At 56.0% G+C, this 24,934-nt stretch carries 22 protein-coding genes and 1 riboswitch; of the genes, 10 read left to right on the top strand and 12 right to left on the bottom strand.

What is annotated here, in order from left to right:
• The first annotated feature begins 28 nt into the window (after window positions 1–28).
• The 3 genes from pqqD (at window position 29) to NQF86_RS07105 (ending at window position 2,354) form a co-directional block, all read left to right on the top strand.
• The gene (gene pqqD / locus NQF86_RS07115) at window positions 29–301 is read left to right on the top strand and encodes a pyrroloquinoline quinone biosynthesis peptide chaperone PqqD (protein WP_266117049.1); all 273 of its coding nucleotides are present in this window, start codon (window positions 29–31) and stop codon (window positions 299–301) included.
• Window positions 302–357: 56 nt separating this feature from the next.
• Window positions 358–1,425, top strand: a complete 1,068-nt coding sequence (pqqE, locus tag NQF86_RS07110; protein WP_266117048.1) for a pyrroloquinoline quinone biosynthesis protein PqqE — start codon at window positions 358–360, stop codon at window positions 1,423–1,425.
• 134 nt (window positions 1,426–1,559) lie between these two features.
• Complete coding sequence (locus NQF86_RS07105; protein ID WP_266116942.1) at window positions 1,560–2,354, top strand: polyprenol monophosphomannose synthase; 795 nt, start codon at window positions 1,560–1,562, stop codon at window positions 2,352–2,354.
• 74 nt (window positions 2,355–2,428) lie between these two features.
• Here NQF86_RS07105 and rfbD read toward each other — a convergent pair whose 3' ends face one another.
• From rfbD to NQF86_RS07075, 6 genes are all read right to left on the bottom strand, one after another.
• Window positions 2,429–3,310, bottom strand: coding sequence for a dTDP-4-dehydrorhamnose reductase (gene rfbD, locus NQF86_RS07100; protein WP_266116941.1), 882 nt, complete (start codon window positions 3,308–3,310; stop codon window positions 2,429–2,431).
• A 99-nt stretch (window positions 3,311–3,409) separates the two neighbouring features.
• Window positions 3,410–3,970: a dTDP-4-dehydrorhamnose 3,5-epimerase gene (gene rfbC / locus NQF86_RS07095; RefSeq protein WP_266116940.1), complete on the bottom strand. Its 561-nt coding sequence runs from the start codon at window positions 3,968–3,970 to the stop codon at window positions 3,410–3,412.
• A 76-nt stretch (window positions 3,971–4,046) separates the two neighbouring features.
• Complete coding sequence (gene rfbA / locus NQF86_RS07090; RefSeq protein ID WP_266116939.1) at window positions 4,047–4,970, bottom strand: glucose-1-phosphate thymidylyltransferase RfbA; 924 nt, start codon at window positions 4,968–4,970, stop codon at window positions 4,047–4,049.
• Window positions 4,967–6,022 carry a dTDP-glucose 4,6-dehydratase gene (gene rfbB, locus NQF86_RS07085; RefSeq protein ID WP_266116938.1) on the bottom strand — a complete coding sequence of 352 codons (1,056 nt, stop codon included), beginning with the start codon at window positions 6,020–6,022 and terminating at the stop codon, window positions 4,967–4,969. The genes rfbA and rfbB overlap by 4 nt, the downstream gene beginning before the upstream one ends.
• A gap of 223 nt (window positions 6,023–6,245) precedes the next feature.
• Window positions 6,246–7,652 carry a mannose-1-phosphate guanylyltransferase/mannose-6-phosphate isomerase gene (locus tag NQF86_RS07080; protein ID WP_266116937.1) on the bottom strand — a complete coding sequence of 469 codons (1,407 nt, stop codon included), beginning with the start codon at window positions 7,650–7,652 and terminating at the stop codon, window positions 6,246–6,248.
• Between the two features lie 206 nt (window positions 7,653–7,858).
• Complete coding sequence (locus tag NQF86_RS07075) at window positions 7,859–9,310, bottom strand: glycosyltransferase family 39 protein (protein ID WP_266116936.1); 1,452 nt, start codon at window positions 9,308–9,310, stop codon at window positions 7,859–7,861.
• A 358-nt stretch (window positions 9,311–9,668) separates the two neighbouring features.
• Between NQF86_RS07075 and NQF86_RS07070 the strand changes: the two genes are divergently transcribed.
• From NQF86_RS07070 to NQF86_RS07060, 3 genes are all read left to right on the top strand, one after another.
• Window positions 9,669–10,991: an ArnT family glycosyltransferase gene (locus NQF86_RS07070; RefSeq protein WP_266116935.1), complete on the top strand. Its 1,323-nt coding sequence runs from the start codon at window positions 9,669–9,671 to the stop codon at window positions 10,989–10,991.
• Between the two features lie 229 nt (window positions 10,992–11,220).
• On the top strand, window positions 11,221–12,348 hold the full coding sequence (locus tag NQF86_RS07065) for a hypothetical protein (protein ID WP_266116934.1): 1,128 nt from the start codon (window positions 11,221–11,223) through the stop codon (window positions 12,346–12,348).
• The gene (locus NQF86_RS07060; protein ID WP_266116933.1) at window positions 12,349–12,513 is read left to right on the top strand and encodes a hypothetical protein; all 165 of its coding nucleotides are present in this window, start codon (window positions 12,349–12,351) and stop codon (window positions 12,511–12,513) included.
• Window positions 12,514–12,561: 48 nt separating this feature from the next.
• Here NQF86_RS07060 and ribH read toward each other — a convergent pair whose 3' ends face one another.
• From ribH to NQF86_RS07030, 6 genes are all read right to left on the bottom strand, one after another.
• A complete protein-coding gene (ribH, locus tag NQF86_RS07055) occupies window positions 12,562–13,032 on the bottom strand; it encodes a 6,7-dimethyl-8-ribityllumazine synthase (RefSeq protein ID WP_266116932.1) in 471 nt (156 codons plus the stop codon).
• A gap of 2 nt (window positions 13,033–13,034) precedes the next feature.
• The gene (ribB, locus tag NQF86_RS07050) at window positions 13,035–14,279 is read right to left on the bottom strand and encodes a 3,4-dihydroxy-2-butanone-4-phosphate synthase (protein WP_266117047.1); all 1,245 of its coding nucleotides are present in this window, start codon (window positions 14,277–14,279) and stop codon (window positions 13,035–13,037) included.
• 8 nt (window positions 14,280–14,287) lie between these two features.
• Window positions 14,288–14,938 carry a riboflavin synthase gene (locus NQF86_RS07045; protein WP_266116931.1) on the bottom strand — a complete coding sequence of 217 codons (651 nt, stop codon included), beginning with the start codon at window positions 14,936–14,938 and terminating at the stop codon, window positions 14,288–14,290.
• 4 nt (window positions 14,939–14,942) lie between these two features.
• Entirely contained in the window at window positions 14,943–15,986 is a 1,044-nt protein-coding gene (ribD, locus tag NQF86_RS07040) for a bifunctional diaminohydroxyphosphoribosylaminopyrimidine deaminase/5-amino-6-(5-phosphoribosylamino)uracil reductase RibD (protein ID WP_266116930.1), read from the bottom strand.
• Window positions 15,987–16,096: 110 nt separating this feature from the next.
• Window positions 16,097–16,252, bottom strand: a riboswitch (FMN riboswitch).
• A gap of 119 nt (window positions 16,253–16,371) precedes the next feature.
• Window positions 16,372–16,896 (bottom strand): hypothetical protein, encoded by a 525-nt coding sequence (locus NQF86_RS07035; protein ID WP_266116929.1) that lies wholly within the window; start codon window positions 16,894–16,896, stop codon window positions 16,372–16,374.
• A gap of 100 nt (window positions 16,897–16,996) precedes the next feature.
• Window positions 16,997–17,779: a Crp/Fnr family transcriptional regulator gene (locus tag NQF86_RS07030; RefSeq protein ID WP_266116928.1), complete on the bottom strand. Its 783-nt coding sequence runs from the start codon at window positions 17,777–17,779 to the stop codon at window positions 16,997–16,999.
• A 370-nt stretch (window positions 17,780–18,149) separates the two neighbouring features.
• On the opposite strand from NQF86_RS07030, the gene NQF86_RS07025 reads away from it, so the two are divergent.
• The 4 genes from NQF86_RS07025 (at window position 18,150) to NQF86_RS07010 (ending at window position 24,929) form a co-directional block, all read left to right on the top strand.
• Window positions 18,150–18,869, top strand: a complete 720-nt coding sequence (locus NQF86_RS07025) for an OmpW/AlkL family protein (protein WP_266116927.1) — start codon at window positions 18,150–18,152, stop codon at window positions 18,867–18,869.
• Between the two features lie 225 nt (window positions 18,870–19,094).
• The gene (locus tag NQF86_RS07020; RefSeq protein WP_266116926.1) at window positions 19,095–20,210 is read left to right on the top strand and encodes an efflux RND transporter periplasmic adaptor subunit; all 1,116 of its coding nucleotides are present in this window, start codon (window positions 19,095–19,097) and stop codon (window positions 20,208–20,210) included.
• A 16-nt stretch (window positions 20,211–20,226) separates the two neighbouring features.
• Window positions 20,227–23,319, top strand: a complete 3,093-nt coding sequence (locus NQF86_RS07015) for an efflux RND transporter permease subunit (protein WP_266116925.1) — start codon at window positions 20,227–20,229, stop codon at window positions 23,317–23,319.
• A gap of 5 nt (window positions 23,320–23,324) precedes the next feature.
• The gene (locus NQF86_RS07010) at window positions 23,325–24,929 is read left to right on the top strand and encodes an efflux transporter outer membrane subunit (protein WP_266116924.1); all 1,605 of its coding nucleotides are present in this window, start codon (window positions 23,325–23,327) and stop codon (window positions 24,927–24,929) included.
• Window positions 24,930–24,934: the final 5 nt, after the last annotated feature.

Raw genomic sequence — 24,934 nt, 5'->3', positions numbered from 1 at the left:
TCTCATGCCATCCCAGATGCCGCACCTCATGCTGAATGAAAATGACTGCCCCGGTTTCAGCCGGGGTTACCGCCTCCAGCATGACAGGGTACGGGAACAATGGGTGATTCAGGCGCCAGAGCGTGCCTTGCTGGCAGACCCCATCGCCGTAGCCATCCTTCAGGAGCTGGATGGACGGACCCCCATTGGCACAGTCATTGACCGGCTGGCCGAGCGCTATGAGGCCCCCAGAGACCAGATTGCCACGGACGTTCTCGCCCTGCTCTCCGACCTGACGGAAAAAAGGATTCTCCGGCTGTGAGCGAAGCCACGCACGACAAGGGCGAAAACGGAAGAACGGCACATATCCCCGCCCCGATGAGTCTTCTGGCCGAGCTGACCCATCGCTGCCCGCTCTCCTGCCCCTACTGCTCCAACCCTGTGGAGCTGGAACGCAAGGCGCAGGAACTCAGTACGGACGACTGGCTACGTGTGTTGGAAGAAGCAGCTGATATGGGTGTTCTACAGGTCCATTTCTCTGGCGGAGAACCCATGGCCCGCCCGGACCTCTACACCCTCATTGCTCATGCCCATAAGCTGAATCTCTATACCAATCTGATTACGTCTGGCGTGCTCATCACGCCCCAGACCATGAAACGTCTGGATGAAAACGGGCTGGACCATGTACAGCTCTCCTTTCAGGACACGGACGGCCCGGAAGCAGACCGGCTGAGCGATTTTCCGCAGGTCCAGCCCCGCAAGCTGGAAGCCGCCCGCCTCATCACACAGGCCGGAATTCCCCTGACGCTGAACTTCGTCCTACAGAAGGCCAATATTTCCCGTATCCCCGACATGTTCGCTCTGGCACGCCAGCTTGACGCCCAACGTGTCGAAATGGCCCATACCCAATATTATGGCTGGGCCCTGAAGAACCGGGCCGCCCTACTCCCTTCCCGCACCCAGCTTGAAGAAGCCTCCCGCTACGTTGCCGCTGAAGAAGCAAAAGGGGGTCTGGCCATTGATTACGTCACGCCTGATTATTACGCTGAACGCCCCAAACCCTGCATGGGCGGCTGGGGGCAGCGCTTCCTCAATATTTCACCCTCCGGCTACGTCCTTCCCTGCCACGCAGCGGAAACGATCTCCTCCCTGAAGTTCGACAATGTCCGGGATCATTCGCTGAGCCATGTCTGGTATCATTCACAGGCTTTCATGCTCTTTCGGGGGACAGACTGGATGCCGGAACCGTGTGCCTCCTGCGCCCGTAAGGAAATCGACTGGGGTGGGTGCCGCTGTCAGGCATTAGCCCTGACCGGCGATGCCACCCAGACTGACCCTGTCTGCTCCCTTTCCCCCCATCGGCACCTGATTGATGAGGCCATCGCCGAGGCCGAACGAGCGGAAACACAGACCTTCCTCTATCGCCGTATGGGCTCTCACCCCTGAGAATAGCCTTAAAAGATACCGCTGCTGAAAGGCTTAGCCGCCGCCCTGCGTACTCTGCCCGTAAGAAGCCTTTGCCTTGCACTCGATTATCATCCAACCTATTAGTGAAGCCCCTTCCTCAAATGGAACCTCACATGACCGCTCCAGACATCTGCATCATCATCCCCTGTTACAACGAGGTCGAGAATGTTGTCCCTGTTGTACAGGCTCTGGAAAAAGTCCTGAGTGGTTTTGCATGGGAAGTCCTCTTTGTAGATGACAACTCCCCAGATGGCACAATGGACGTTGTCCGCCGGTTGGGTGAGGAAAAACCTTATGTACGGGGCCTCCTCCGCATCGGGCGTCGGGGCCTGTCCTCCGCCGTCATTGAAGGCGCTCATAATGCTACGGCTCCTCTAATTGCCGTCATGGATGGTGATCTCCAGCATGACGAAAGCTGCCTGCCAGAGATGATCCAGACCTTGCAGGCGGATCGGGCCGATATTGCCGTGGCAAGCCGTCATGTTGCTGGTGGCAGTAATGAAGGTCTTTCCAACGGATGGCGGCGTTTCCTCTCCAATAGCGGCATCTGGGCAGCACAACAGCTGCTCAATGTCCCACTGACAGACCCGATGAGCGGTTTCTTTGCCATCAAGCGCTCCATCTTCATCGAGCGTGTGCCCTTTCTGGATGGCAAAGGCTTCAAGATCCTGCTGGACATCATGATCGCCCGTCCTGAGACGCTGCGGGTTCATGAAGTCCCCATGACCTTCCGGGACAGAGCACACGGGGAGAGCAAGCTGGATTCCAGCGTCATGCTGTCCTTTGTTCAGATGCTGGCAAAACATAGCTTTCGCCGCCGCCCTGCCCTCGCCTATGGAGGAGCCTTTACAGGGCTGACCCTGCTCTACGGCATGAAGCGGCTTTTATCCCGTAAGAAACCGACCTGACCAACACAAAAAAAGGGCCGCCCCACCAAGGAGCGGCCCTTTTTCAGACCCTGCATAATATGGCAGGAAAACGCTTACTTCATCAGCGTGTTGACTGTGCGTGTCACGCTCTCACGCCAGTCTGGCATCTTCTGACCGAAAACACGCTCCAGCTTGCTGTTATCCAGACGAGAATCTGCCGGACGAGCTGCCGGGGTCGGCCAGTCAGAGGTCTTGATGGCCTCCATCTCTGGCATGGTCTGCCCATGCTTCTCAGCCTCTTTCAGCGCATGACAGGCCAGCTCATACCATGTTGCTTCCCCGCTCCCAGTAGCGTGGAAAATACCAGCATAGGAGTCCTGCCAGCCCGTTTCCTTGATCTTGTCGATGATCCCAAGAATCACCGCAGCCAGATCATCAGATGATGTCGGGTTACCACGCTGGTCCCCCACCACACGCAGGCGTGGGTTCTTGGCACCGGCATTCAGCATCGTTTTGACAAAGTTCTTGCCGTGAGCCGAATAGACCCATGCTGTCCGCAGAATAACACTCTGCGGCTGTGCCTTCAGCACGGCAGCTTCACCCTCAGCCTTGGTACGGCCATAGGCTGTCACCGGGTTGATCGGATCGCTCTCCAGATAGGGAGCCCCTTTCTTGCCGTCAAAAACGTAATCCGTGGAAACATGGATGAATGGAATGCCACGGCGTGCCGCTTCTTCAGCCAGACGGGCCGGGCCGGTATGATTGCCCTTCTTAGCGGCTTCCTGCTCTGTCTCGGCAAGATCAACCGCTGTCCATGCTGCTGCATTGACGATGAAATCTGGCTTATGGGCATCAACCACTGCAGCCAGAGTTTCAGGCGCCTGAAGATCAGCTTCCGGCCGCCCCACGGTCACGACACGGTCGCCACCCAGCTCTTTCAGGGATGTTGCAAGCTGGCCTGTCCGGCCGATCACAAGGATGGAAGGCTTCGTCATGATAAGTGCTCTTTCATTCCGGAATGGCACATATCCTGAACGGGCCAGCCCACAGACAGTACTGAAACCATACCGCCATGAACCAGCCCTGACAGGAAATTACTTATACTCGAACCAGCCCTTGGCAGCATCAAAGGACGGAGCCTGAAGGTCTTTCTCTGAAAGGACAGCTTCATCCCGTGCAACAGGCCAGTCAATACCGATCTGCTCGCAGTCCCAGCGCACGGAACGCTCGGAAGCCTTGTCATACAGGCCGGTGCATTTGTACTGCACCTCGGTGTTCTCCTCCAGCGTGACGAAGCCATGCAGGAAGCCAACTGGCAGCCAGAGCTGTGACCAGTTTTCAGCGGACAGCTCAACACCGACCCACTGGCCATAGGTAGGGGAGCCTGTGCGGGCATCCACAGCCACATCCCAGATAGCCCCACGCGTCACACGCACCAGCTTGCCCTGCCCATGCGGAGCAACCTGACAGTGCAGACCACGCACGACACCCTTCTGGCGGGACAGGCTCTGGTTATCCTGCACGAACGTATCAGGAATCCCGGCCTCGGCCATGCTTTTCTGATTATAGGTCTCGGAGAAGAACCCACGGTTATCCCCAAAACGGGCCGGTGTTACCTTCACGATACCGGGCAGGGACAGTGCCTCAACCTTCATCTCGTCATCTCCTCAGTTTCTCTATGGAGGTTCCCGGCCTCATGCTGCACAGGCGGGCCGGGATACCCCTATTCTCTTATACCGTGGTCGGACCACTCTCTGCCGCCACATGCAGCAGGGTCTGCCCCAACGGGGTTTTCTTCATCCGATTGCCTGTTTCCAGAAGCTGCGCATGGGAGATGAAGCCCATGCGATAGGCTGCCTCTGTCGGAGACCCAACCAGAAGCCCCTGACGGGACTGAATGGCCTGCACGAACGTACCGGCCTGCATCAGGCTGTCGGGCGTACCTGCATCCAGCCACGCACAACCACGGGCCAGACGGTCAACCTCCAGCGTACCTTCTTCAAGATACATGCGGTTCAGGTCTGTGATCTCAAGTTCACCACGGGCGCTAGGGCGCACCTTGTGAGCGAAATCGCACACACGGCCATCATAGAAATACAGACCCGTGACAGCCCAGTGAGACGGCGGATTCACCGGTTTTTCAACAATATCCAGCGCACGGCCACGCTCATCGAAGGAGACAACGCCGTAACGCTCCGGGTCACGCACCTGATAGGAGAACACAGTAGCCCCATAAGGCCGCCGTGTGGCATCCCGCAGCATATGCTCCAGCCCATCAGCGAAGATAAGGTTGTCACCCAGAATCAAGGCGCAATGTGCACCGGCAATCCAGTCCTCAGCGATCTGGAAGGCCTGTGCGATACCATCTGGCTTGGGCTGAACACGGTATGTGAATGTCACACCAAACTGCTCACCACTGCCCAGAAGCCGCTTGAACTGATCCTGATCGTCCGGTGTGGTAATGATCATGATATCCTTGATCCCTGCAAGAATCAGGGTTGTCAGCGGATAATAGATCATCGGCTTGTCGTAGACAGGCAGCAGCTGCTTGGAGACAGCCAGCGTCATCGGATGCAGGCGAGTACCTGAACCACCAGACAGCAGAATTCCCTTGGTCAGAGGCTGGTCAGAAGCACCAGTCAGAACATTTGTCATTTCTCAGCTCCCAGTCTCCGGCCATCATAGCGCTGCTCACGCAGACGCTGCCACCACTCCTTATTACCCAGATACCACTGGACAGTTTTACGCAGGCCCGTTTCGAAATCGTGTTCAGCCTTCCAGTCCAGGCACTGCTCTGCATGGCTGGGATCAATCTCGTACCGGAAATCATGCCCCGGCCTGTCGCTGACGAATGTAATCAGGCGCTCTCTCGGACCAGCCGGGTCTGGCACCAGCTCATCAAGCAGGGCACATATCTTGCGGACAACATCCAGATTATTCCGTGGCTGGCGAGCTCCAATAGCATAGGTCTCACCCGGCTTACCCCGCTCCACAGCCCGTACCAGAGCTGCAGCGTGATCTTCCACGAACAGCCAGTCACGGAGATTCTCACCCTTGCCATAGACAGGCAGAGGCTTGCCTTCCAGCGCATTGAGAATCATCAGCGGCACCAGCTTTTCCGGGAAGTGCCATGGACCATAATTGTTGGTCGTGTTGGTCACGAATGCCGGGAAACCATAAGTATGGTACCAGGCCCGCACCAAATGGTCGGAAGCTGCCTTACTGGCGGAATACGGGCTGCGAGGATCATAAGCCGTATTCTCATTAAACGGCGGATCTTCCGGAGCCAGATGACCAAACACTTCGTCAGTCGAAATATGCAGGAAACGGAAGCCTGCCTTCTTCTCCTCATCCAGCCCCAGCCAATACCGGCGGGCTACATCCAACAGGCAATAAGTGCCCACGATGTTGGTCTGGATGAACGCATCCGGCCCATCAATGGAGCGGTCCACATGGCTCTCAGCTGCCAGATGCATGATGGCATCCGGCTGGAACTCTGCCAGTGCCTTAGCCACAGCGGCCTGATCATTGATGGAAATACGAGCATGACGGTACCGTGGGTCGGACGCCACAGAGGCCACTGTCTCCTCAGAAGCTGCATACGTCATGCAATCAATATTAAGGACCTGGTGGGAGGTCTTGGTCATGAGGTGCCGTACTACGGCGGACCCTATGAAACCACATCCACCTGTTACCGCAACCCTCATCGTACCTCTCTTATGCATCAGGCCGCTAGGAGAGTTTTCGCCAGACTCCCCTCGGCCTCAGACGTTGTGAACTGCTGGCCGCTGCACATGGTGGCCATATCAGCCCCGGAAACCGCCTTCGGTTTCCTCAGAACCACGACATGACACATGCCTGCACAAAGCGTTCCGTCAGCAATATAATAACGGTCGGTTAATTTAAAGTCCCCATAACGATAAACCTTTCTTAACGCTGATACACATCATCCAGCCGGACAATGTCATCCTCGCCAAGGTAGGGACCTGACTGAACCTCAATCAGCGTCACGGGAATCCGACCGGGATTTTCCAGCCTGTGAATGCAGCCCAGCGGCAGATAGACGCTCTCATTTTCCCGCACGGTGATCTGCTCCTCATCCCGTGTGACAAGTGCTGTCCCTGCGACCACAACCCAATGTTCCGAACGGTGGAAATGCTTCTGGAGAGACAGCTTCTCACCGGGGCTGACATGGATTCGTTTCACCTGAAAGCGATCACCCTGGATGAGACTCTCATAGAATCCCCATGGGCGGTACATACGCACATGCTGCTCCGCCTCCTTATGGCCCTCATCACGCAGGCGTGATACCATGTGCTTGATGTCCTGTGCCCGCTCCCGATGGGAGACCATCACTGCATCCCGTGTCACGATGATGATGAGATCATCCACCCCTGTCACGGTCGCGACCACACTGTCCGAATGCACATAACAGTTCCGGGCATGGTCGAGGAACACATTGCCACGCACGGCATTGCCGTCCTCATCCTTGGGTGTCAGCTCCCACACGGCATCCCAGCTACCAACATCCATCCATGAGAAGCTAGAAGGCACAACGGCTGCCCGATCTGTCCGCTCAGCAACAGCATAATCAACCGAAATGGAAGGCGCTTTGGAGAAAGCTGTTTCACCTAGCTGAACAAAGCCAAGGTCGCACCCTGCTTCCTGCACGGACTGGGCCACAGCCTCATAAATGGCGGGCTCATAGCGCTTAAGTTCCTCCAGAAACACACGGGCACGCGCTACAAACATGCCAGAGTTCCAGAAATATCCCCCCTCTGCCACCAGTTCCTGCGCCTTGGCGGCATCCGGTTTTTCAAGAAAACGAGCGATATGGTAGGCATTCTCCTGCCCCTCCAGCAGATCACCTTGCTGGATATACCCATATCCCGTTTCTGGACGGGTCGGCTTTATGCCGAACGTGACGATATAATCATCCTTCGCAGCAGCACAGGCCTGTTCAAGCGCCACAAACAAGGCGCCGTGATCCTCAATGGCAGCATCAGCCGGCATGAACCACAGGACAGCCTCCTCATCACGCTGTGCCTGCCAGAAAGCCGCCGCCGCCATAGCCGCGGCTGAATTACGGGCTACAGGCTCTAAAATAATATTGGCCTGTTCGATCCCGACCTGTCGCAGCTGCTCCGCCATGATGAAGCGATGGTCACGACTTCCCACAACAATGGGATTTACAGCCAAACTCTTGGTTCTCTGTACAGTTTCCTGAAAAGGCGTCTCCTGTCCCAGCAATGCACAAAACTGCTTAGGATAGCTCTTTCGGGATACCGGCCAAAGGCGTGTTCCGGCCCCACCTGAAAGAATAACAGGAACAATCATATCAAGCCTTTCCAGTCTTAAGGGATAACCCGGACTCTACAGTAAAACGGCTCTGCAAACCATCATGTTGCTCCAAGCCCTCATATCCAGAACATCCCCCTGAAGCAGAAACTTCAACAACATGGTGCTACCCTGCGGGATGTCTTTTCTTCACGACACACGATACGGGACATATGATCTTATCTCCAGCCCACCGTAAAAAGGCCTTAGCGGACATATCCCAACAGAATCATCTGTCCGCTATCGGACACAGGGCGATAACCAGCCTTCTCCAGCCAGCTATCAAAGGTAATATTGCCACTGCTATAATGGTCGAAGGTTCCATAAAGCTGCACTATAGAAAATCTATGCTGATCGATTTGTCGACGCAGATAAGGGACGCTCTTTTTCTTCTTCAGCGCCTGAGACAGATTGAACCTGTCCACAGCATCGTAGCTATGCGCCCAGTAACATAAAGCCATATCCGTGCAGAGCAGAGAGCTGCTATGCCCTTTCAAGGCCGTGATATAAGTCTGCCATTCATGTTCCTTCGGCGTAACGGACTGGACTTCCTTGTAAAAATCTACACTCCGGACAGGCACGAGCACAAAAAGCGGAGCTGTCATCACCAGACACGCTAAACGTACCGCTCCCTGTCGCCCCTCCTCCGCCAGCAGATTGGCAAGCCCTAGACCGCATAGAAGCGTCACCGCCACGAACGCATCGAACATGCAGTTATAGTCAACACCGGCGCCTGTGGCTTCCAGCATTCCAAACAGGCAAGCCACAATAAAGAACAGCATCACCAGCATGGCAGGGTCTCTACGATCCCTCACCTTCCAGCGCTGGCAGAAAACCCAGACACCAACAAGCAGCATCCCCCCCATGGAAGGCAACTCACACAGAGCCTGAAGGCTACGCCCCAACCTGATGACACGCTGATGCAGGAAAATATTCTGGAAGAAGCTGATCCCATATATGTCGTAACAGACCGTAAAACTGACCAGAAGCAGCACAGCAACCATGCTGCTCCAGAGCACGGCCTTTTTCGGGCTGATGAAAAACAGCCAGAGCGCCATGGCCAAAGGCAGCGCCACAAGATTATGTTTGGTAAAGCCACCCAACACGACCAGACAGGCACTCAAGAGCAGGCGCTTGGTATTCAACTCCACGCCATCCCGGCCGAGCAGCACACACAACCCGCCCAGCATCAGAGCCTGTGCCAGCCATTGCGGGTCATTCATCCCGAAATACCCGTAGAAAGCCGTATTAGCTGTCACCAGAAACAGGGCTGCCACGGCCAGAGCCGCCGAGCTCTTGCCGGTCAACACCCGGATGATCCGCACCACAAGGCACGCCACGGCAAGAACTGACAGACAGGACAAAATACGCCCGGCAATGATGGCGTCACATCCCAGCCTTACCAGCCCCCCCATAAGGATAAAGGACAGAGGTGGATAATTATTAAAGACGAAACCATCCTGAGATGAATAAAGCTCGTATTCGCCCTTTAGAGATGCAGCACGAATAGCGAGCTGAGCATTCCAGCCCTCATTCACATCCAGAGGGACGTGATGGAAAATGATCAACCCTGTATGCAGGCAGGTCAGAAGAAATAGAATAGCCCAAAAGATGCACCATGACCATGTCAGGCGTTCTTTCTGATAAGATGCAGACATTAATTCCGATACCTTCCTTACTCTCAGGGACATATCGCTTTGCAAAAACATATTCAACATAATGAAAGGTAATTTTTTCTTGTTTAGCATCAGTCAAGTATGCAGGATGACTTTCCTTTCAAAAGATATTGCTATAGGATGAAAAATCATTAGTTCATTAAGAAAACTCATTCCTTTACGCTCAAAGGCCCTTATCATGATGGTGTCATCACTCAGCCATCTCGCTCGCAATACCTCGAGAAATACTTTTTTCCTGTACTTTCTGCTACTTATTTTTGCCACAATGTGCCGATGGTCGGTGCTCGGCAATCCCTTTATCTTCTTTGATGAAGAATTTTACCTATTTGTCGGCGGCAGGATGCTGCATGGCGACCTGCCCTATGTCGATGTCTGGGATAGAAAGCCCATCGGCATCTTCCTGATCTACGAATTCTTCCATCTCTTTGGCCCCTACCGCGTCTGGGCTTACCAGATAGGTGCCCTTTTGAGCGCCTGGGCAACCTCCATCCTGTGCATGAAGATTGCCCGTTTCATCGCCCCCGTAGCCGGGGCATTTGTTGCCGGGTGTCTCTATCTGCTCTGGACCAGCGGGGCGCAGGGGATCGGGGGACAGGCCCCCATTTTCTACAATCTCCTCATTACGGGAGCGATGCTGGCCATTGTAACCTGTCTGAACAACAGACGCCCCGAAACCATAGGCCGCACCGGCCTGCTGGTTATGGCGCTTTTTGGCATCGCCATACAGATCAAGCCGACTGTTGTTTTTGAAGGCATTTATGCCGGGCTTTTCCTGCTCTGGATGCGCTACCGGGCAGAAAGATCATGGTCTGTCCTGCTGACAAGTACGCTATGCTGGTGCGGAATAGCGCTCATTCCCACGCTCTGCGTGGTCGGTGTTTATGCCGGGCTGGGGCACCTTCATGACTGGTGGTTTGCAAACGGCTCCTCCATCTTCCTCAAAAAGCAGGTGCCTCATAATACGTGGAAAGACTTCTGGCACTGGACGCACTGGGCCTTCACCATCACCTTGCTGCTTGTCTCCATCTTAGCCCTGCGTGCCCTGACAACCAGACAGAAACCTGCCAACCCCTGCCTCACCTTCATCACAGGATGGGCATGGACCGCCTTTGCCGGTTTCATCCTGTTTGGCTGTTTTTCAAAACATTATGCCCTGCCGCTCTTTGCGCCCTTCTGCATCAATGCAGCCCCCTTGTGGCGGGCAAAGACAGGCCGCCTCTGGCTGGCCATCCTTGCCCTGTGGGGAGGGCAGCGCACTCTCTCCGAGATTAAACAGGTCCAGCATACAGGGTCAGCTCATGAGCTGAAGCAGATCACCCGCCTGCTCTCCTCACCGGGAGGGTGTGTCTTCAACTTCAACGGGCCTGACATCATTCTGGATGCCGTCCCCTATTGCTCCCTGACACGCCTTCCTTTCTCCGCCCATCTCAGTTCTGATACAGAGAAGACGGCCCTACCCGTGGACCCCGATACAGAGGTGAAACGTATTCTGGCACTCTCTCCTCGTTACATCATCATAGAAGATGACAGAGGCACCAATGCCGGGCTGAATATGAGTACGAAAGCCCTGCTGGACGAACAGGTAAAAGCCTCCTACCGGGAAATATACCGACACCGGCAGAGCAGTAATGACGACAACATCGTCATCTTCATGAAGCAGTGAGGAGAAACGGCTTTAGCGTACCGGACATATTTTTTCTTTTACCCGGCCCATGTCATGAGGGTGGCATATTTCTCCTGTAGCTACCGTGTGGTACCTCTCCCTTTCATGTGCTGTTCCGTTTTTCCATGACCTGTCTCCATCGTATTTTTCTCGGACATATCCTTCATGATAACCGGAACATCCTGCTGAAAAATACGATCACTCCCCCAACGCTCCGGAGATCATGGGCATGACGAGACTGGTACACTCCTTTCTCAAAACAACAGGCGGCTGGAAGTTCCTGCTTTTCATCTATCTCGTCTGTTTCGTAAATCTGCTCATCATGCAGCTTCTGGCACCAGATGGCTCCCTTGCCTCCAGCACCTGTCAGCTGGACTGCTTCTGGTATACGGACATCATCAGGAATGGTTACGCGAGCCATCCTTTGCTGGATGACACCTTACGCATGACGCAGGCCAACTGGGCCTTTTTCCCGCTCTATCCCATGCTCTCCTCTGCACTCCACAGGCTGATGGCCATTGACGTGCTGCATGCGGCTCTGCTCGTCAACATCATCCTGTGGCCCGTCCTGATCTACCTGATGTATCGGGACCTTCTTCAGCGCAATGTGCAGCTGAATCCCATCCTGTACACGCTGTTCATGGTCCTGTTCCCCTTCAACATCTGGTACACGTCACAATATTCCGAAGGCACGTTCAGCCTGCTTCTGGTCTGCATTTTCATGGCATTACGCCAGAAACGGATGGCCCTTGCGGCCCTTTTCTGCTGCCTGATAAGCCTGTCCCGTCCTACGGGTTTCCTGTCTGTCCTGTTCATCACCGCATGGTCATTCTGCTATGACCTTTACAGAAACAGGCAGTCACTGTCCTTCACCACGCTATCAGACAGCCTCCAGAAGAATCTGTTTCTCATCAGCGCTGCGGGCTTCGGCCTTTCGCTCTATGTGCTGTATCTTTTCCATATTACGGGGGATGGCTTCGCCTTTTCCCACATCCAGATCGCATGGCTCAGGAAGTTCAACTGGCTCCCCATACAGATCATAAACGCACTGCCCCAGAAGCATGAACGTGTGTTTGTCCTGTATCTTGCAGCGGCTTCTTTCGTTTTGTACAGGATGTTCAAGCAGGGCTGGAAGCTGGAAAGCTGCCTGATGGTTTTCATCCTGCTCATCGCAACATCGACCAAGCTGATCTCCGTAGAGCGCTTCGTCTTTTCCAACCCGTTCGTTATGGAGTTTCTTGCCGTTGCCTTTGCAACGCTTTCCGTGAGAAAGCAGCGTGTCGGACTCTCCTGCCTGTTCATTCTGCATCTCATCGTCATCAGGCTGTGGTTCCATGGGAAGTACTGGTTCGTTTGAATGAAGACATACACCTATCTCTCCATCGTACTTCTCGCATTCGATGCCTATGCCCTATGGGTCGGCATTCACCCTCATGTGCCTGAATCCTACCGCAAATATTTCATTGAACATTCAATCACTCAGGAAGAATTCCTGAAGCTCTATCGTGACAGAGCCTTATAACAGGTATCCGAGCCTCATGCTGACCCGGATACCTGTCAGGGTCATTTATTATTTACGCAGGAAAGCCACTGTCTCCACACAGGCAGCAGCGGCTTCACGCCCCTTATTATGCTCGTCCGTACGGGAGCGCAGAACGGCCTGTTCTTCCGTATAGGTCGTCAGAATACCGAAGGAGATCGGCACGTCATTTTCCAGCTGGGCCTGCATGATGCCAATGGTCGCCCCCATGGAGATGAACTCAAAATGGGCCGTATCCCCCTTGATGACACAGCCAAGGCAGATCACCCCCTCATACACACCCTTGCGGGCAAGATGCTGGGCCATGATGGGCAGCTCGAACGCACCGGGAGCCTCATAGACATCCACACTCTCATCAATGCCACGCTCTTTCAGCCACTCCAGCGCACCATCACGCAGGCCGCCCGTCACATCCGGGTTAAAACGGCTGACCAGCAGGGCCAGTTTGGGAGCCGGGGTCAGTTTCAGCCCTTCCGGGGCCGTGGCGATATGTTTGCTCATGGTCAGCTCTCCTGTAGCATATGCCCCATGCGGGTGCGTTTCGTCTCAAGATAATAACGATTGAACGGATTGGACGGAACAACCAGCCGCTCCACCGCTTCCACCACCAGCCCAGCCTCCATGAGGCCACGCTCTTTTTCCGGGTTGTTCGTCAGCAGGCGCAGGCGGGTCACGCCAAGGCTGGACAGCATATGCGCTGCCATGTCCCAGCGGCGGGCATCAGCCGGCAGGCCAAGGGCCTCATTGGCCTCGATGGTATCCATCCCCTGATCCTGCAATTCATAGGCCCGTATCTTGTTGGCAAGGCCAATCCCCCGGCCTTCATGCCCCCGCAGATACAACAGAATGCCGGACTCTGCCGCCGCAATCCGCTTGAGAGCCTCACGCAGCTGCGGGCCACAGTCGCACCGCAGAGACCCCAGCGCATCCCCCGTCACACATTCGGAATGAAGACGGACCAGAGGCACAGTCTGGTCTGGCTTTCCTTTCACAAGGGCCAGATGCTCCACACCATCCTGACTGCGGAAGGCGTGAACCCGCAAATCCTCCCCGCCGCACACGGTCGGCAGGTTTGCCACGGCAAGCTGAGTTTCCTCCGACAGAGGGGCTTCCACCATATCCACAGTACCGACATCACCCCGCCCATGCTCGGCAATCCAGCGGCGCATCTCGGCAATGCTGATAAGCGGCAGACCATGACGGCGGGCATAATGACGCAGCTCTGGCAGGCGCATCATCGTGCCATCCTCAGCCATGATCTCACAGATCACACCAGCCGGACGCAGCCCTGCCAGCTTCATGAGGTCAATCGCCCCTTCCGTGTGGCCTTCCCGGGCCATCACGCCATCCGGATTGGCCCGCAGAGGGAACATATGGCCAGGAGAAATGATGTCCGCCGGTGTGGCATCCGGTGCGGAAGCCACCTGAATCGTATGGGCGCGCTCGGCGGCGGAAATACCTGTCGTCACGCCATGAGCGGCCTCGATGGACACGGTGAAGGCCGTGCCCCGTGGGTCCTGATTCTTCTCCACCATGGGGGAAAGACCAAGCCGGTCTATCTGCTCCGCTTCAAGGGACAGGCAGATCAGCCCGCAAGCCTGACGGGCCATGAAATTGATGGTTTCCTGAGATGCAAACTGGGCCGGAAGAATCAGATCGCCTTCATTTTCCCGGTCCTCATCATCCACCATCACGACCATGCGGCCTTCCCGCACGGCGGCGATGGCGGCCTTCAGGGCGGGAGACATGCTGATGCTCATCGTGCAGTCCCCTTATAACGCAGCTCATCCTCTGGTGTGTGGCGCAGAAGTGTCTCCACATATTTGGCCATCATGTCCACTTCCAGATTCACCCGAGCCCCGATGGCCAGCGTGGAAAGATCCGTATGGGTCCATGTATGGGGAATGATCATGAGGCTGATCTCAAAACCAGCCTGCCCCTCATGCTGCACGTCATCATGCACCTCATTCACCGTCAGGCTGATGCCATTGATGGTAATGGACCCTTTTTCAATGACATAACGGCGGAGTGAAACGGGCATAAAGATACGCAGATGATGCGATTCCCCTGCCGAAGCCACATGAACCAGCCTGCCCACGGCATCCACATGACCCTGTACAATATGGCCAGAAAGACGGGTATTGAGGCTGACAGCCCGTTCCAGATTCACCCGTGCCCCCTCAGCCAGTTCCCCCAGTGCCGTACGGGCCAGTGTCTCACCACTCAGATGGAAGTCAGCCACGCCCTCCGGTGTGAAACGGGTCACTGTCAGGCAGACGCCATTCGTGGCGATGCTTTCGCCTTCTGTCAGGTCTGTAAAATGGGTGGCAATTCGCAGGTCCATCGCCTTATCCCGCAGGGAAACAGACTGCACATCACCAACATGTTCAATGATTCCTGAGAACATCTTCTTATTCCCCATAACGGCGCAGAAGCTGCACCGGACTTTCATTTTCAGAATTACCTTCACGCAGGATGATGGAGAGATGGTCTTCCCCACCTTTCCCACCATGATGAATGGTCAGCCAGTCATCCCACAGACCTGCTTCACGCACGCTTTCCAGCAGAGCAGGGCCTGCTTCAATCAGGCACCAGTTAACGCCCATCTGCCCCAGCAGCGCCGGTAACGCCGACAGGTCATGACACTGTTCCACGTGGAACCCATCAGCCTCCCGTGCCTGACGCCATGCCGCTGGCAGGCGGCCCTGCCTATCCAGAACGATCAGGGGACGGGGTGCCCGCCCTTCATGATCGGACACATGCCGCACAGTGAAGGAAGGATCATCAGCCAGAACGGTTCCAATCCCGGTCACGACAGCATCACAGGCACGCCGAAGCTGATGCGCCAGTCTCAAAGAAGCTGGCGAGGTAAATGTTTTCCGCCCCTGTGGAGGGATCATACTGCCCTGACCATCCAGAGCCTGCTTCACCGTCAGCCACGGGCGCCCCCGTGTCACGCGGGAAGCAAAGGGAGCCAGCAGGGCCTTGCACTCTTGCACCAGAGACCGCAGCTCAGGCTCGTCCGCCAGAAACCGTACGATCTTTGGAGACGCCCCTTCAGCCAGATATTCAGCTCCCCCCATGGCCTGCGGGTTAGGGTCACGGGCCCCGATCCACACGGTCTGCACAGGGCTGTTTTTAAGCTTCTCGCTACAGGGTGGTGTACGGCCATGATGGTTGCAGGGTTCCAGCGTCACCAGAGCGGTACGGGCCTGTTCCAGCACACCTTTCTGGCGGGCCTGTTCCAAAGCCATGACTTCAGCATGAGGCTGACCCGCAGCCGGGTGTGCGCCTACGGCCAGAAGACGCCCCTCACCATCCAGAAGGGCACAGCCTACTGCCGGATTGGGGGCCGTTGCGCCCATTTTTCGGGTGGCCTCTTTGATGGCCTGCTGGAATCCCTCCTTTATGGCCGCTAAGGGCGGTGAGGCGCTTCCAGCTCTTTGTGTCTCCACGGACACGGTCTTCATCATCAGTCCCCAATCATCTCAGGGACGTTCGCGGCGACGTCACGCCTCCCCCTCCTACGGGAAAAGCTCACACTTCCACCCGCAACGGACAGGAAGAACGTTCTCTCTCATCCGGACTGTAACCGTCGGCCCCGGAATCACACCGGGTCTGCTTGTCTCCTGCACACAACATGCAGGACGCTCGCGGGCTGAGGCAGCACGAAGCCGCCAACACCGCCGGTAGGGAGTTTCACCCTGCCCCGAGAACGTCTGTCTCAATCTTATCCCGCTCTATATGGAGAGCTTGCCCCCAAAGAGCAAGAGGCCGCCCCCAACGGGAGCGGCCTCTCAATGTCATCCTATCCTGACAGGGATACAGACCCCAATAGGATCAGAATCCGCTTTTCAGAGAATGGACGAAATCCTTGTTGGACTGGATGGTGCTGTCACGCATATCCTTCCAGCTCTTTTTCTGAGCGTCCAGCTGAGCTTTCTGGGCATTCAACTGATCCTTGATGCGCTGCTTTTCCTCAGCCGGGGCATTCTTGTACTTATCGCGCACATCCTTGATCTGCTGCTTGCGATCATCGATGTTCTTCTGAATCTCAGCCTTCTTATCGGCGGCAAGATTCTTATACTTGTCCTGCAGAGCCTGCAGGCGCTCCTGACGCTGCTTCAGATCAGACTGCATGGCATCCATACGCTGCTGGATACGGGCACGGGCCTTCTCCGGAGCGGATGCATATTTTTCCTGCAGAGCCTGAATCTTGGCATTCTCGTTCTGGATGGACTTGGTCACACTGTCCATGCTGCTCTGAATGGCCAGCGGATCGTTCGGATCGTACGCATGAGCCTGCGGCAACAGGGCAAAGGAAGACGCCAGAAGCGTTGCGGTAAGCAGGGTACGGATCTTCATAAAGGAGCTCCTAGAATGAGTACGAAACGTGCAGGTAGTTACACCACAAGAATGCAGTGGCAAAATTAAAAAAAGGCCACTTCTGGAAAGCGGGCCTCTCCTAGTCCCGCTTTATACCGTTTGCCATGTCATTCAGCCTTCCCGGTTTCAGAAGCGTAGCCGCACTGGCACCTTTGACGCTTATCAACCCTTCTTTCTTGAAAAGACCGAAGGTCCGGCTCACTGTTTCAATCGTCAGGCCAAGATAATCGGCAATATCGGTTCTGGACATGGGCAAGGCCAATGTCAGCGGACCATGCTCATCTGTTATCGTCTGGCCATGGGCACAGCAGGGGCTGGCCTGTTCAATCAGAAAACTGGCCAGCCGCTCACGCGCCGTCTTACGTCCCAGTAACATAAGACGAGCCTGCGTCTTGACCAGCTCGCTAGACGCCTCCTTCTGCAACCGGCAACGCAGACGGGGGAAACGCTCCACAAGACGGTCTATGGAAGAATGCGGGAAACGGCATAGCGTTACATCTCCCAACGCCTCCGCCGTAAAGGCATAGGTGTCTGATGAAGCCAGCCCCAGAAAATCGCCCAGCTCGGCAAAACCTATGATCTGCCGGCGCCCATCCGGCATGAGGCTGAACAGCTTGGCCCGCCCGCCTGTCAGCACATAGAAATCATGTGCCGGAGCCCCTTCACTGATGAAACAGCGCCCGGCAGGAACAGTCACACGGGAGGACTCCGCCACCAATACGGGCAGGTCCTCATCATCAATGACATTACAGATACTGACCGACCGCCCCGCACAACGGGCACACCGCTCCCGTACGGCATCCATGAGGCCGTAACCTGTTTCCATCACATAGTTCCTATGCTGACCGTTATGTTCCTGCATTACCGGGATGACAGCCGCTTGAAAAAATAACGTTACTTATAACGGTAATAAGGGAAATCCATTTTTTGATTTAAATCAACATATTTCACTATTTGTTCTTAACAGCCTATTACAGTTATCAATTTTTCCTTGTTTTCGGCAAAAATCAGACTTATAGCCTCAATAGGAACAATTACATTTTGTCCATCTTCCAATCTGCCGCACCGCCACGAACCACTGAGGATTCTAAGAAAAATGAGCCGCACTCTTACCCGGATGGCCGCAGCTGCGCTGTTTGCTCTTGGGTCTGCATCTTTTGCCGTTGCCCAGACAACCGCTCCGAACGCTCAACAAAACGTGACTGCCTCCACCACCATGCAGGCCGCTCCGGATGCCTCCGTTCATCTCCAGCCACCGTTGCGGCATTTTTCAGACATGCGCCAACACCAAGATCGGTCTTGGTAAAGGGGACTTCGTTGTCCGTCTCTCCGCTCTCGGTGTTATCACCAACAACACAGGCTCCCGCGTTAAGCTGAATCCCAGCTCCCCAGCGGCGGCACTGGCTGGCGGCAGCCACTTCCGTAACGATGTCAGCGTGACCAATCAGGTCATGCCTGAGCTAACCCTCGAATATTTCCTGACAGACCATATCTCTCTGGACCTCATCGCCTCCTCCACCCGCCACGAAGCCGCCGCTCATGTTGGCAATCTGGGCAAATTGGATGCTGGCAGCTTCTGGATTCTGCCGCCGACACTGACAGCCGCCTACCATTTCCGCCCGCATAAGCGCTTCAACCCCTATGCTGGTCTCGGCATCACGGTGGCTATCTTCCACAACATGCATTCAGCCACCAATCTGGGCGGCGCCTTCAACGGGGCTGTCTTTGATGCCATGCATATGAAGACCAATGTCGGGCCGAGCTTCAATCTCGGGTTTGATTACCAGCTGGTCGGCAACTGGTTCTTCAACTTCGACATCAAGCAGATCCTGCTTTTCAACCAGAGCGTTCATCTCAGCAAGCGTGGCAATGGCGTAACTGGTGGGCGTGTCCGTGTTCATGACGATGTGCACCCGACCGTTGTTGGTGCGGGTATCGAATACCGCTTCTGATCTGCCCTGCCAGACGGCAGTACGGAATAGAGAAGGGCCACAGAATAACTGTGGCCCTTTTTTCTTATAGTTCTGCGAATAAATGCCCATTGTCCAATAATAATCGTACCTTGGATGATGATGGATTGTTGCGAGAGTGCCACAATCTCGTGACAAACTTTCTTATCTGTGTCAGAAAGGGGCGCATTTTGCCTGAGCATCAGCAGAGCGGAGAACCTTCCAATAATGCGTGTCTCGCGTAACATTGTTATTACTGGCGCTTCCCTGATAGCTCTTTTGATCGTTCTGGGATTATGGTCACTCATGCCAAGCCGGACGATCGAACTGGCCCCCCCTCCGGCCGTAACCCATGATGGCGATCTGCTGCGCATCCGTGCCGGTGGACCACTGGATGGACGCCTGACGGTCGAACCCGTTGCCGAGACGCTGTCTCCACATCAGGTAGAGCTGCCCGCACAGCTTATCACCGCTCCCGGCCAGAGCGTGGATATTCACGCTCCAGTCGTTGGCCGGGTCGCTGGCCTGTATGTCCAGACCGGCCAGCATGTGCAGAAAGGCGATCTTCTCGCTACACTCTATTCTGGTGATCTGGCGCAGGCATGGTCAGATGACCGCAAGGCACAGGCCACTCTGGCCCTCACCCGGCAGGCTTACCGCCGTGCCGTAGGTGTGCTGAATGCTGGCGGCAATGCCGTCAAAGACATGCAATCTGCCAGAAATGATCTGGCACAGGCCGAAGCCGAGGCTGTCCGGGCCCATCTGCGCCTTCAGGCCCTAGGGACAACAGGCGGGGAAGGCTACCAGCCGCTGATGGCACCTTTCTCCGGCACCGTAACAGCCGTCTCCATCGGGGTAGGGCAGAACGTAACGGACATGACCGCCACGCTGATGAACGTGGCCGATACGGGTAGTGTCTGGGTTCAGGCCAGCCTGCCGGAATCCCTCATCCCGGAAATGGGTACAACCATGACGCTGGATGCTCCCTTCCCCGGCCAGACCTGTAACGGTCCCGTCACCTCGCAGGATGCGTCCCTGCATACGGACACACGGCGGCTGAACCTGTATCTGCGATGCAGTAACCTTCAGGGCCTGCTGTATCCCGGCCAGTTCACCACAGCGACACTGAACATCACCCAGCAGGCGCAGCCCATTCTGCCCAAGACGGCCCTGCTCATGGATAATGATCTGGTTTCCGTCTTTGTGGAAACCGCCCCCAACACCTACCGCCGGCGCTTTATCACCATCAGCTATGAGGAAGGGGAGTCTGTCCGCATTCTTTCCGGCCTGAAAGCAGGTGAGCGTGTCATCACGCACGGGGCCATTCTGCTCAATGATTACTGAGGACCGCTGAGCAGTCATGTTTATTGAAAAATTCATCACATGGTGCTTCAGCCACCGTAAAGCCGTTGCGTTCCTCACTTTCGCCATGTTCATCACGGGTATGCTGGCATGGAAACAGCTCCCCGTGGAGGCCTATCCCGACCTCGGCCCGACCAGTGTTCTGGTCACGACACAGGTCAATGGTCTGGCGGCTGAGGAGATGGAGCATCAGGTCACCACACCCGTGGAGCGTGAGCTGGCGGCTGTTCCCGGTGTTGTTGAAAGCCGCTCCAGCACGACCTTCGGCCTGTCCCTCATCACGCTCATCTTCGAAGATGGTGCTGATATTTATCGGGCTCGACAGCTGGTACAGAGCCAGCTTGACGGCCTCCAGCTGACAGGTGGCGCTCAGCCCTCCCTTGGTCCCATCTCCGGCCCCAGCGGGGAAATCTACCGCTACACGGTGGAATCAGATGACCGTGACCTCATGACCATCTCGGATGTCCAGCGCTGGGAGATCATTCCGGCTCTCCAGCGTGTGCCCGGTGTGGTCAGCATTGATAATTTCGGTGGGTTCACCCGAGAATATCAGCTGGTGCTCGACCCGAACGCTCTCATCCGTTACGGCATCAGCATCAGCGATGTGATGAATGCTATCCGCAACAGCAATGCCAATGCTGGGGGCGGGCGTGTCTCCCGTGGGGAGCAGTCCTATATCATTCGTGGCGTAGGGCAGATCCACTCTCTGGATGACATGCGCAACACGGTCATCGGCCATCACGATGGTGTACCCGTTCTCCTCTCCGAACTAGGGCATATTGAGTTCGGCCATCAGGTCCGTGAAGGTATGCTGGGTAAGAACGGCAACCCCGATACAATCGAGGGTGTCGTGACAATGCTGCGTGGTGCCAACCCTTCCAAGGTATTGGATGACCTCCATGCAGCCGTTGACAAGCTTCAGGAACAGCTGAAGCCCCGCCATATTCGCATCGTCCCTTATCTCGACCGTGACAATCTCGTAAAATCCACGACCGACAAGGTCAGCGAGACCATCCTGGAAGGGATTGGCCTCGTTCTGGTCATTCTTACCTTCTTCCTTGGCTCACCACGCAGTGCCGCCATCACAGCCGTCACCATCCCTTTTGCTCTGGCCTTCGCCTTCATTCTCATGCGGGCCTGCGGCATGGCGGCCAATTTGTTCTCCCTTGGCGCCGTGGATTTTGGTGTGATTGTTGATGGTGCCATTGTCGTCACCGAGGTCATCCTCCGCCATAGGGAAGAACACGCTGCCCATCCCCTGAATTCATCAGATATTCTGGACATCACACGGCGAGCCGGACGGGCCATCTTCGCTTCCACACTCATCATTGTGGTGGCCTACAGCCCGCTTTTCGCCTTTGAGGGCAGTGAAGCCAAAATCTTCCGCCCAATGGCTTGGACCGTCAGCTTTGCGCTGCTGGGCGCTCTGCTCTGCGCTCTGGCCCTGACCCCGACCATGTCCTTTCTGGCCCTACGCAAGCCTCGGCCCATCTGGCACAATCGACCCCTGAACTGGCTACACAAGCGCTATGATTCCCTGCTTCGCCATTTCCTGCGGCACCCGCTTGTGCCTTTCGTCAGTGCAGGGCTGGCCCTTGTGGCCGTCATCGCTCTGGGGGCCACGACAGGCCGGGAGTTCCTGCCCGATCTGGATGAGGGTGCCCTCTGGCTTCAGGTCCAGATGCCAACAGGCATCTCCCTTGAGAAAGGGCAGGAAAAAGCCACAGAAATCCGCCGTGCGGTGCGGGAATTCCCTGAGACATCCTACGCCATTACACAACTTGGCCGCTCTGATGACGGAACCGACCCGTGGACGCCGTCTCATATTGAAATGCCGGTCGGCCTGACGCCCTACAGCCAGTGGGCACATGGTGAGAGTAAAAGCGAGTTTATTGCGAAGCTCCGGGCCAGACTGAACAAGATTCCCGGCATTTCCTTCTCCATCAGTCAGCCGATTGAGGATAATCTCAGTGATCAGCTCGGCGGGGCTCATAGCCCTCTGGTGATGCGCATCTATGGTGATGATCTGACGGGCCTGCGTGCTCTCGGCCAGAAAGTGGTGGAACAGCTCTGGCGCGTCAAAGGCACCGTGCAGGCTGACATCTTTCAGGAACCCAAGATTCCGCAGATCGAGATCACGCCCGACCGTCTGCGTGCGGCCCGTTATGGCATCAGCATCAATGACGTAACGGATGTCATCAACAGTGCCATCGGGGATGAGCCGCTCACCAGCGTGATTGAGGGTGACCGCTTCTATAACGCCACGCTGCGTATTGATAACGCCCAGCGTTCCAACCTCCAGCTGCTGGGGCAAATCCCCATGATTACGAGCGATGGCAGCGCCATCCCTCTGGCCGATATTGCCCGCATCCGCCTCCAGATGGGAGAAAGCAGCATCGCTCATGAAATGGGTGAACGTCAGATCACCCTTCAGGTTGATAATGGCAACCGGCCCATGTCCCAGTATCTGGACGATGCCCAGAAGCTCATCGACCAGAATGTCCATTACGATCATCAGAAGTTCCGCATCGAGTGGGCAGGCACGTTCCAGGAGGCACAACACGCACAGGTCCGCCTGGTAGCAGCGCTGGGTGTCATGTTCGCTGTCATGCTGGGCCTGCTCTATGCGGAGTTCCAGAAGATCCGCCATGCGCTGCTCATTCTTGGCATCGTGCCTCTTGCAGCACTGGGTGGGCTGGTCGCACTCCATGCCAGAGCAGAGACGCTCAATATTGCCACGGCAGTCGGGTTCATCGCCCTGTTCGGGGTGGCGATCCAGAACGGCATCATCATGGTATCCAACATCAACCGACACCTCAAAGCGGGAGGTGATATACGGGAGGCTACCCGCATGGGGGCTACCGAGCGCTTCCGCCCTGTGCTGATGACGGCTACCGTTGCCAGCGTTGGGATGCTTCCGGCTGCCATGGCCACTGGTGTCGGGACAGACGTGCAGCGTGGGCTGGCAACCGTGGTTGTAGGCGGGCTCGGTATTGCCACCCTGTTGACCCTTTTCATTCTGCCTGTCTGCTTCTGCCATATGGAAACATGGGCCAAGCGCAGAGCCGACAGGAATGAACAGAAGGCCTGACTGACATGACACAGCGTTTCAGCCGCTTCAGACAGCACATCACCAGTCAGGCACAGTCTGTCCGCTCTCGCTTGAGACAGACACATTCCTCCCTGCTCTTGGCCGGAACCCTCATGGGTGGGCTGGCGGTTGGGCTTGGAGGCTGCATTGTTGGCCCCTCCCCGAAGGACATCCCCCCGCTGCCAGACAAAACCGGCTACAGCCAAAAGCCAATCAAGCCAGTGACCAGCGGGCGGGATAACGCAAAGGATAGCATTCTACACCGGCAGCACTTTGTATCCGGGGCTGATATTGCTGGAAAATGGTGGGAATCCTTCCAGAATCCACGGCTGAACCAGCTCGTTGAACAGTCTCTGGTCAACAACCGTACCCTAACAGCCATGCAGGCAGGGTTGAAAGCGGCGTGGGAACAGCGCCGTGTGGAAGGGGCATCACTCTATCCCACCATTTCCGCACAATTCATCCCGACCCGTAACAAGACCTCCAAGGCTCTCTCGCCTGTCCCCAACAATAATGAATGGCTCTATAACCTGCACACGGCACAGCTGAATATCGGCTACGTGCCGGACTTCTGGGGGGGAGCACGGCTGGCTATCCGTAATGCTCAGGCACAGGCGGACATTCAGCGCTTCCAGTTAGAAGCCACAACGCTGACGATGATCTCCAACATCGTCAATACAGCGATCACTGAGGCAGGATTACGGGCGCAGATCCGTGCCAAGGAAGCTCTGATTGCCCAGCAGACAGCCATGCTGCGCATCAATCAGCGTCAGGTTGGGCTGGGCGACCAGTCCCGCCAGAGCCAACTTCTGTTACGAGATTCTCTTGCCCAGCTTCAGGCTGATCTGCCACCATTACAGACGCAACTGGCACAGGCACGGGATCAGCTCGCAACGCTGGCCGGCCTTCCCCCCAATGCGGACCTGCCCGTCTTTGAGCTGAAAGACTTCACGCTTCCACAGCAGCTTCCGGTCTCCGTACCTGCCCAGCTAATCCTTCAGCGGCCTGACGTAGCCTCTGCACAGGCGCAGATTCGTTCTGCCGGGGCGCAGCTCGGTATTGCCATTGCCAACCGCCTGCCCAACGTGCAGTTGAGCGCCCTGCCGGGTGAAGCTGTCGATAGCATGGGCAAGATGTTCAAGCCCGGTATGGGCAACTGGATGCTGGCTGCCACTGTTACCCAGCCCATCTTCCAAGGCGGGTCACTACTCCACGCCCAACGGGAAGCTAAGGCGAACTACACGCAGGCAAAAGAATATTATAAAGCCGCCATCCTCTCCGCTGTCAGCGATGTAGCGGACAGTCTCCATGCCGTAGAGCTGGATGGAAACACCCTCATGGCTGACCAGTCCGGCCTTGATGCCGCCACACAGGCCCTGCACATTGCCGAAGTACAGCATAGGCTGGGTGACAACAGCGAGATTGACGTTGCCCAAGCCCGCATGGCTGTCGCACAAGACCAGATCTCTGTTGCTCAGGATGAAGTTGCCCGTCTCTCCGATACGGTTGGCCTCTTTCAGGCCCTTGGTGGTGGATGGTGGAACCGTAATGACCTTGGTGTCAGCCCGGAAGATGCCAAGCGCCTTTCCACCACGCTGGTGCCGTGGTAACGCAC

It is taken from the genome of Bombella pluederhausensis (assembly GCF_026385525.1).
Lineage (GTDB): Bacteria > Pseudomonadota > Alphaproteobacteria > Acetobacterales > Acetobacteraceae > Bombella > Bombella pluederhausensis.
Note: the sequence above shows the minus strand (reverse complement) of the source record. Positions and strands in the feature narration are given on the sequence as shown.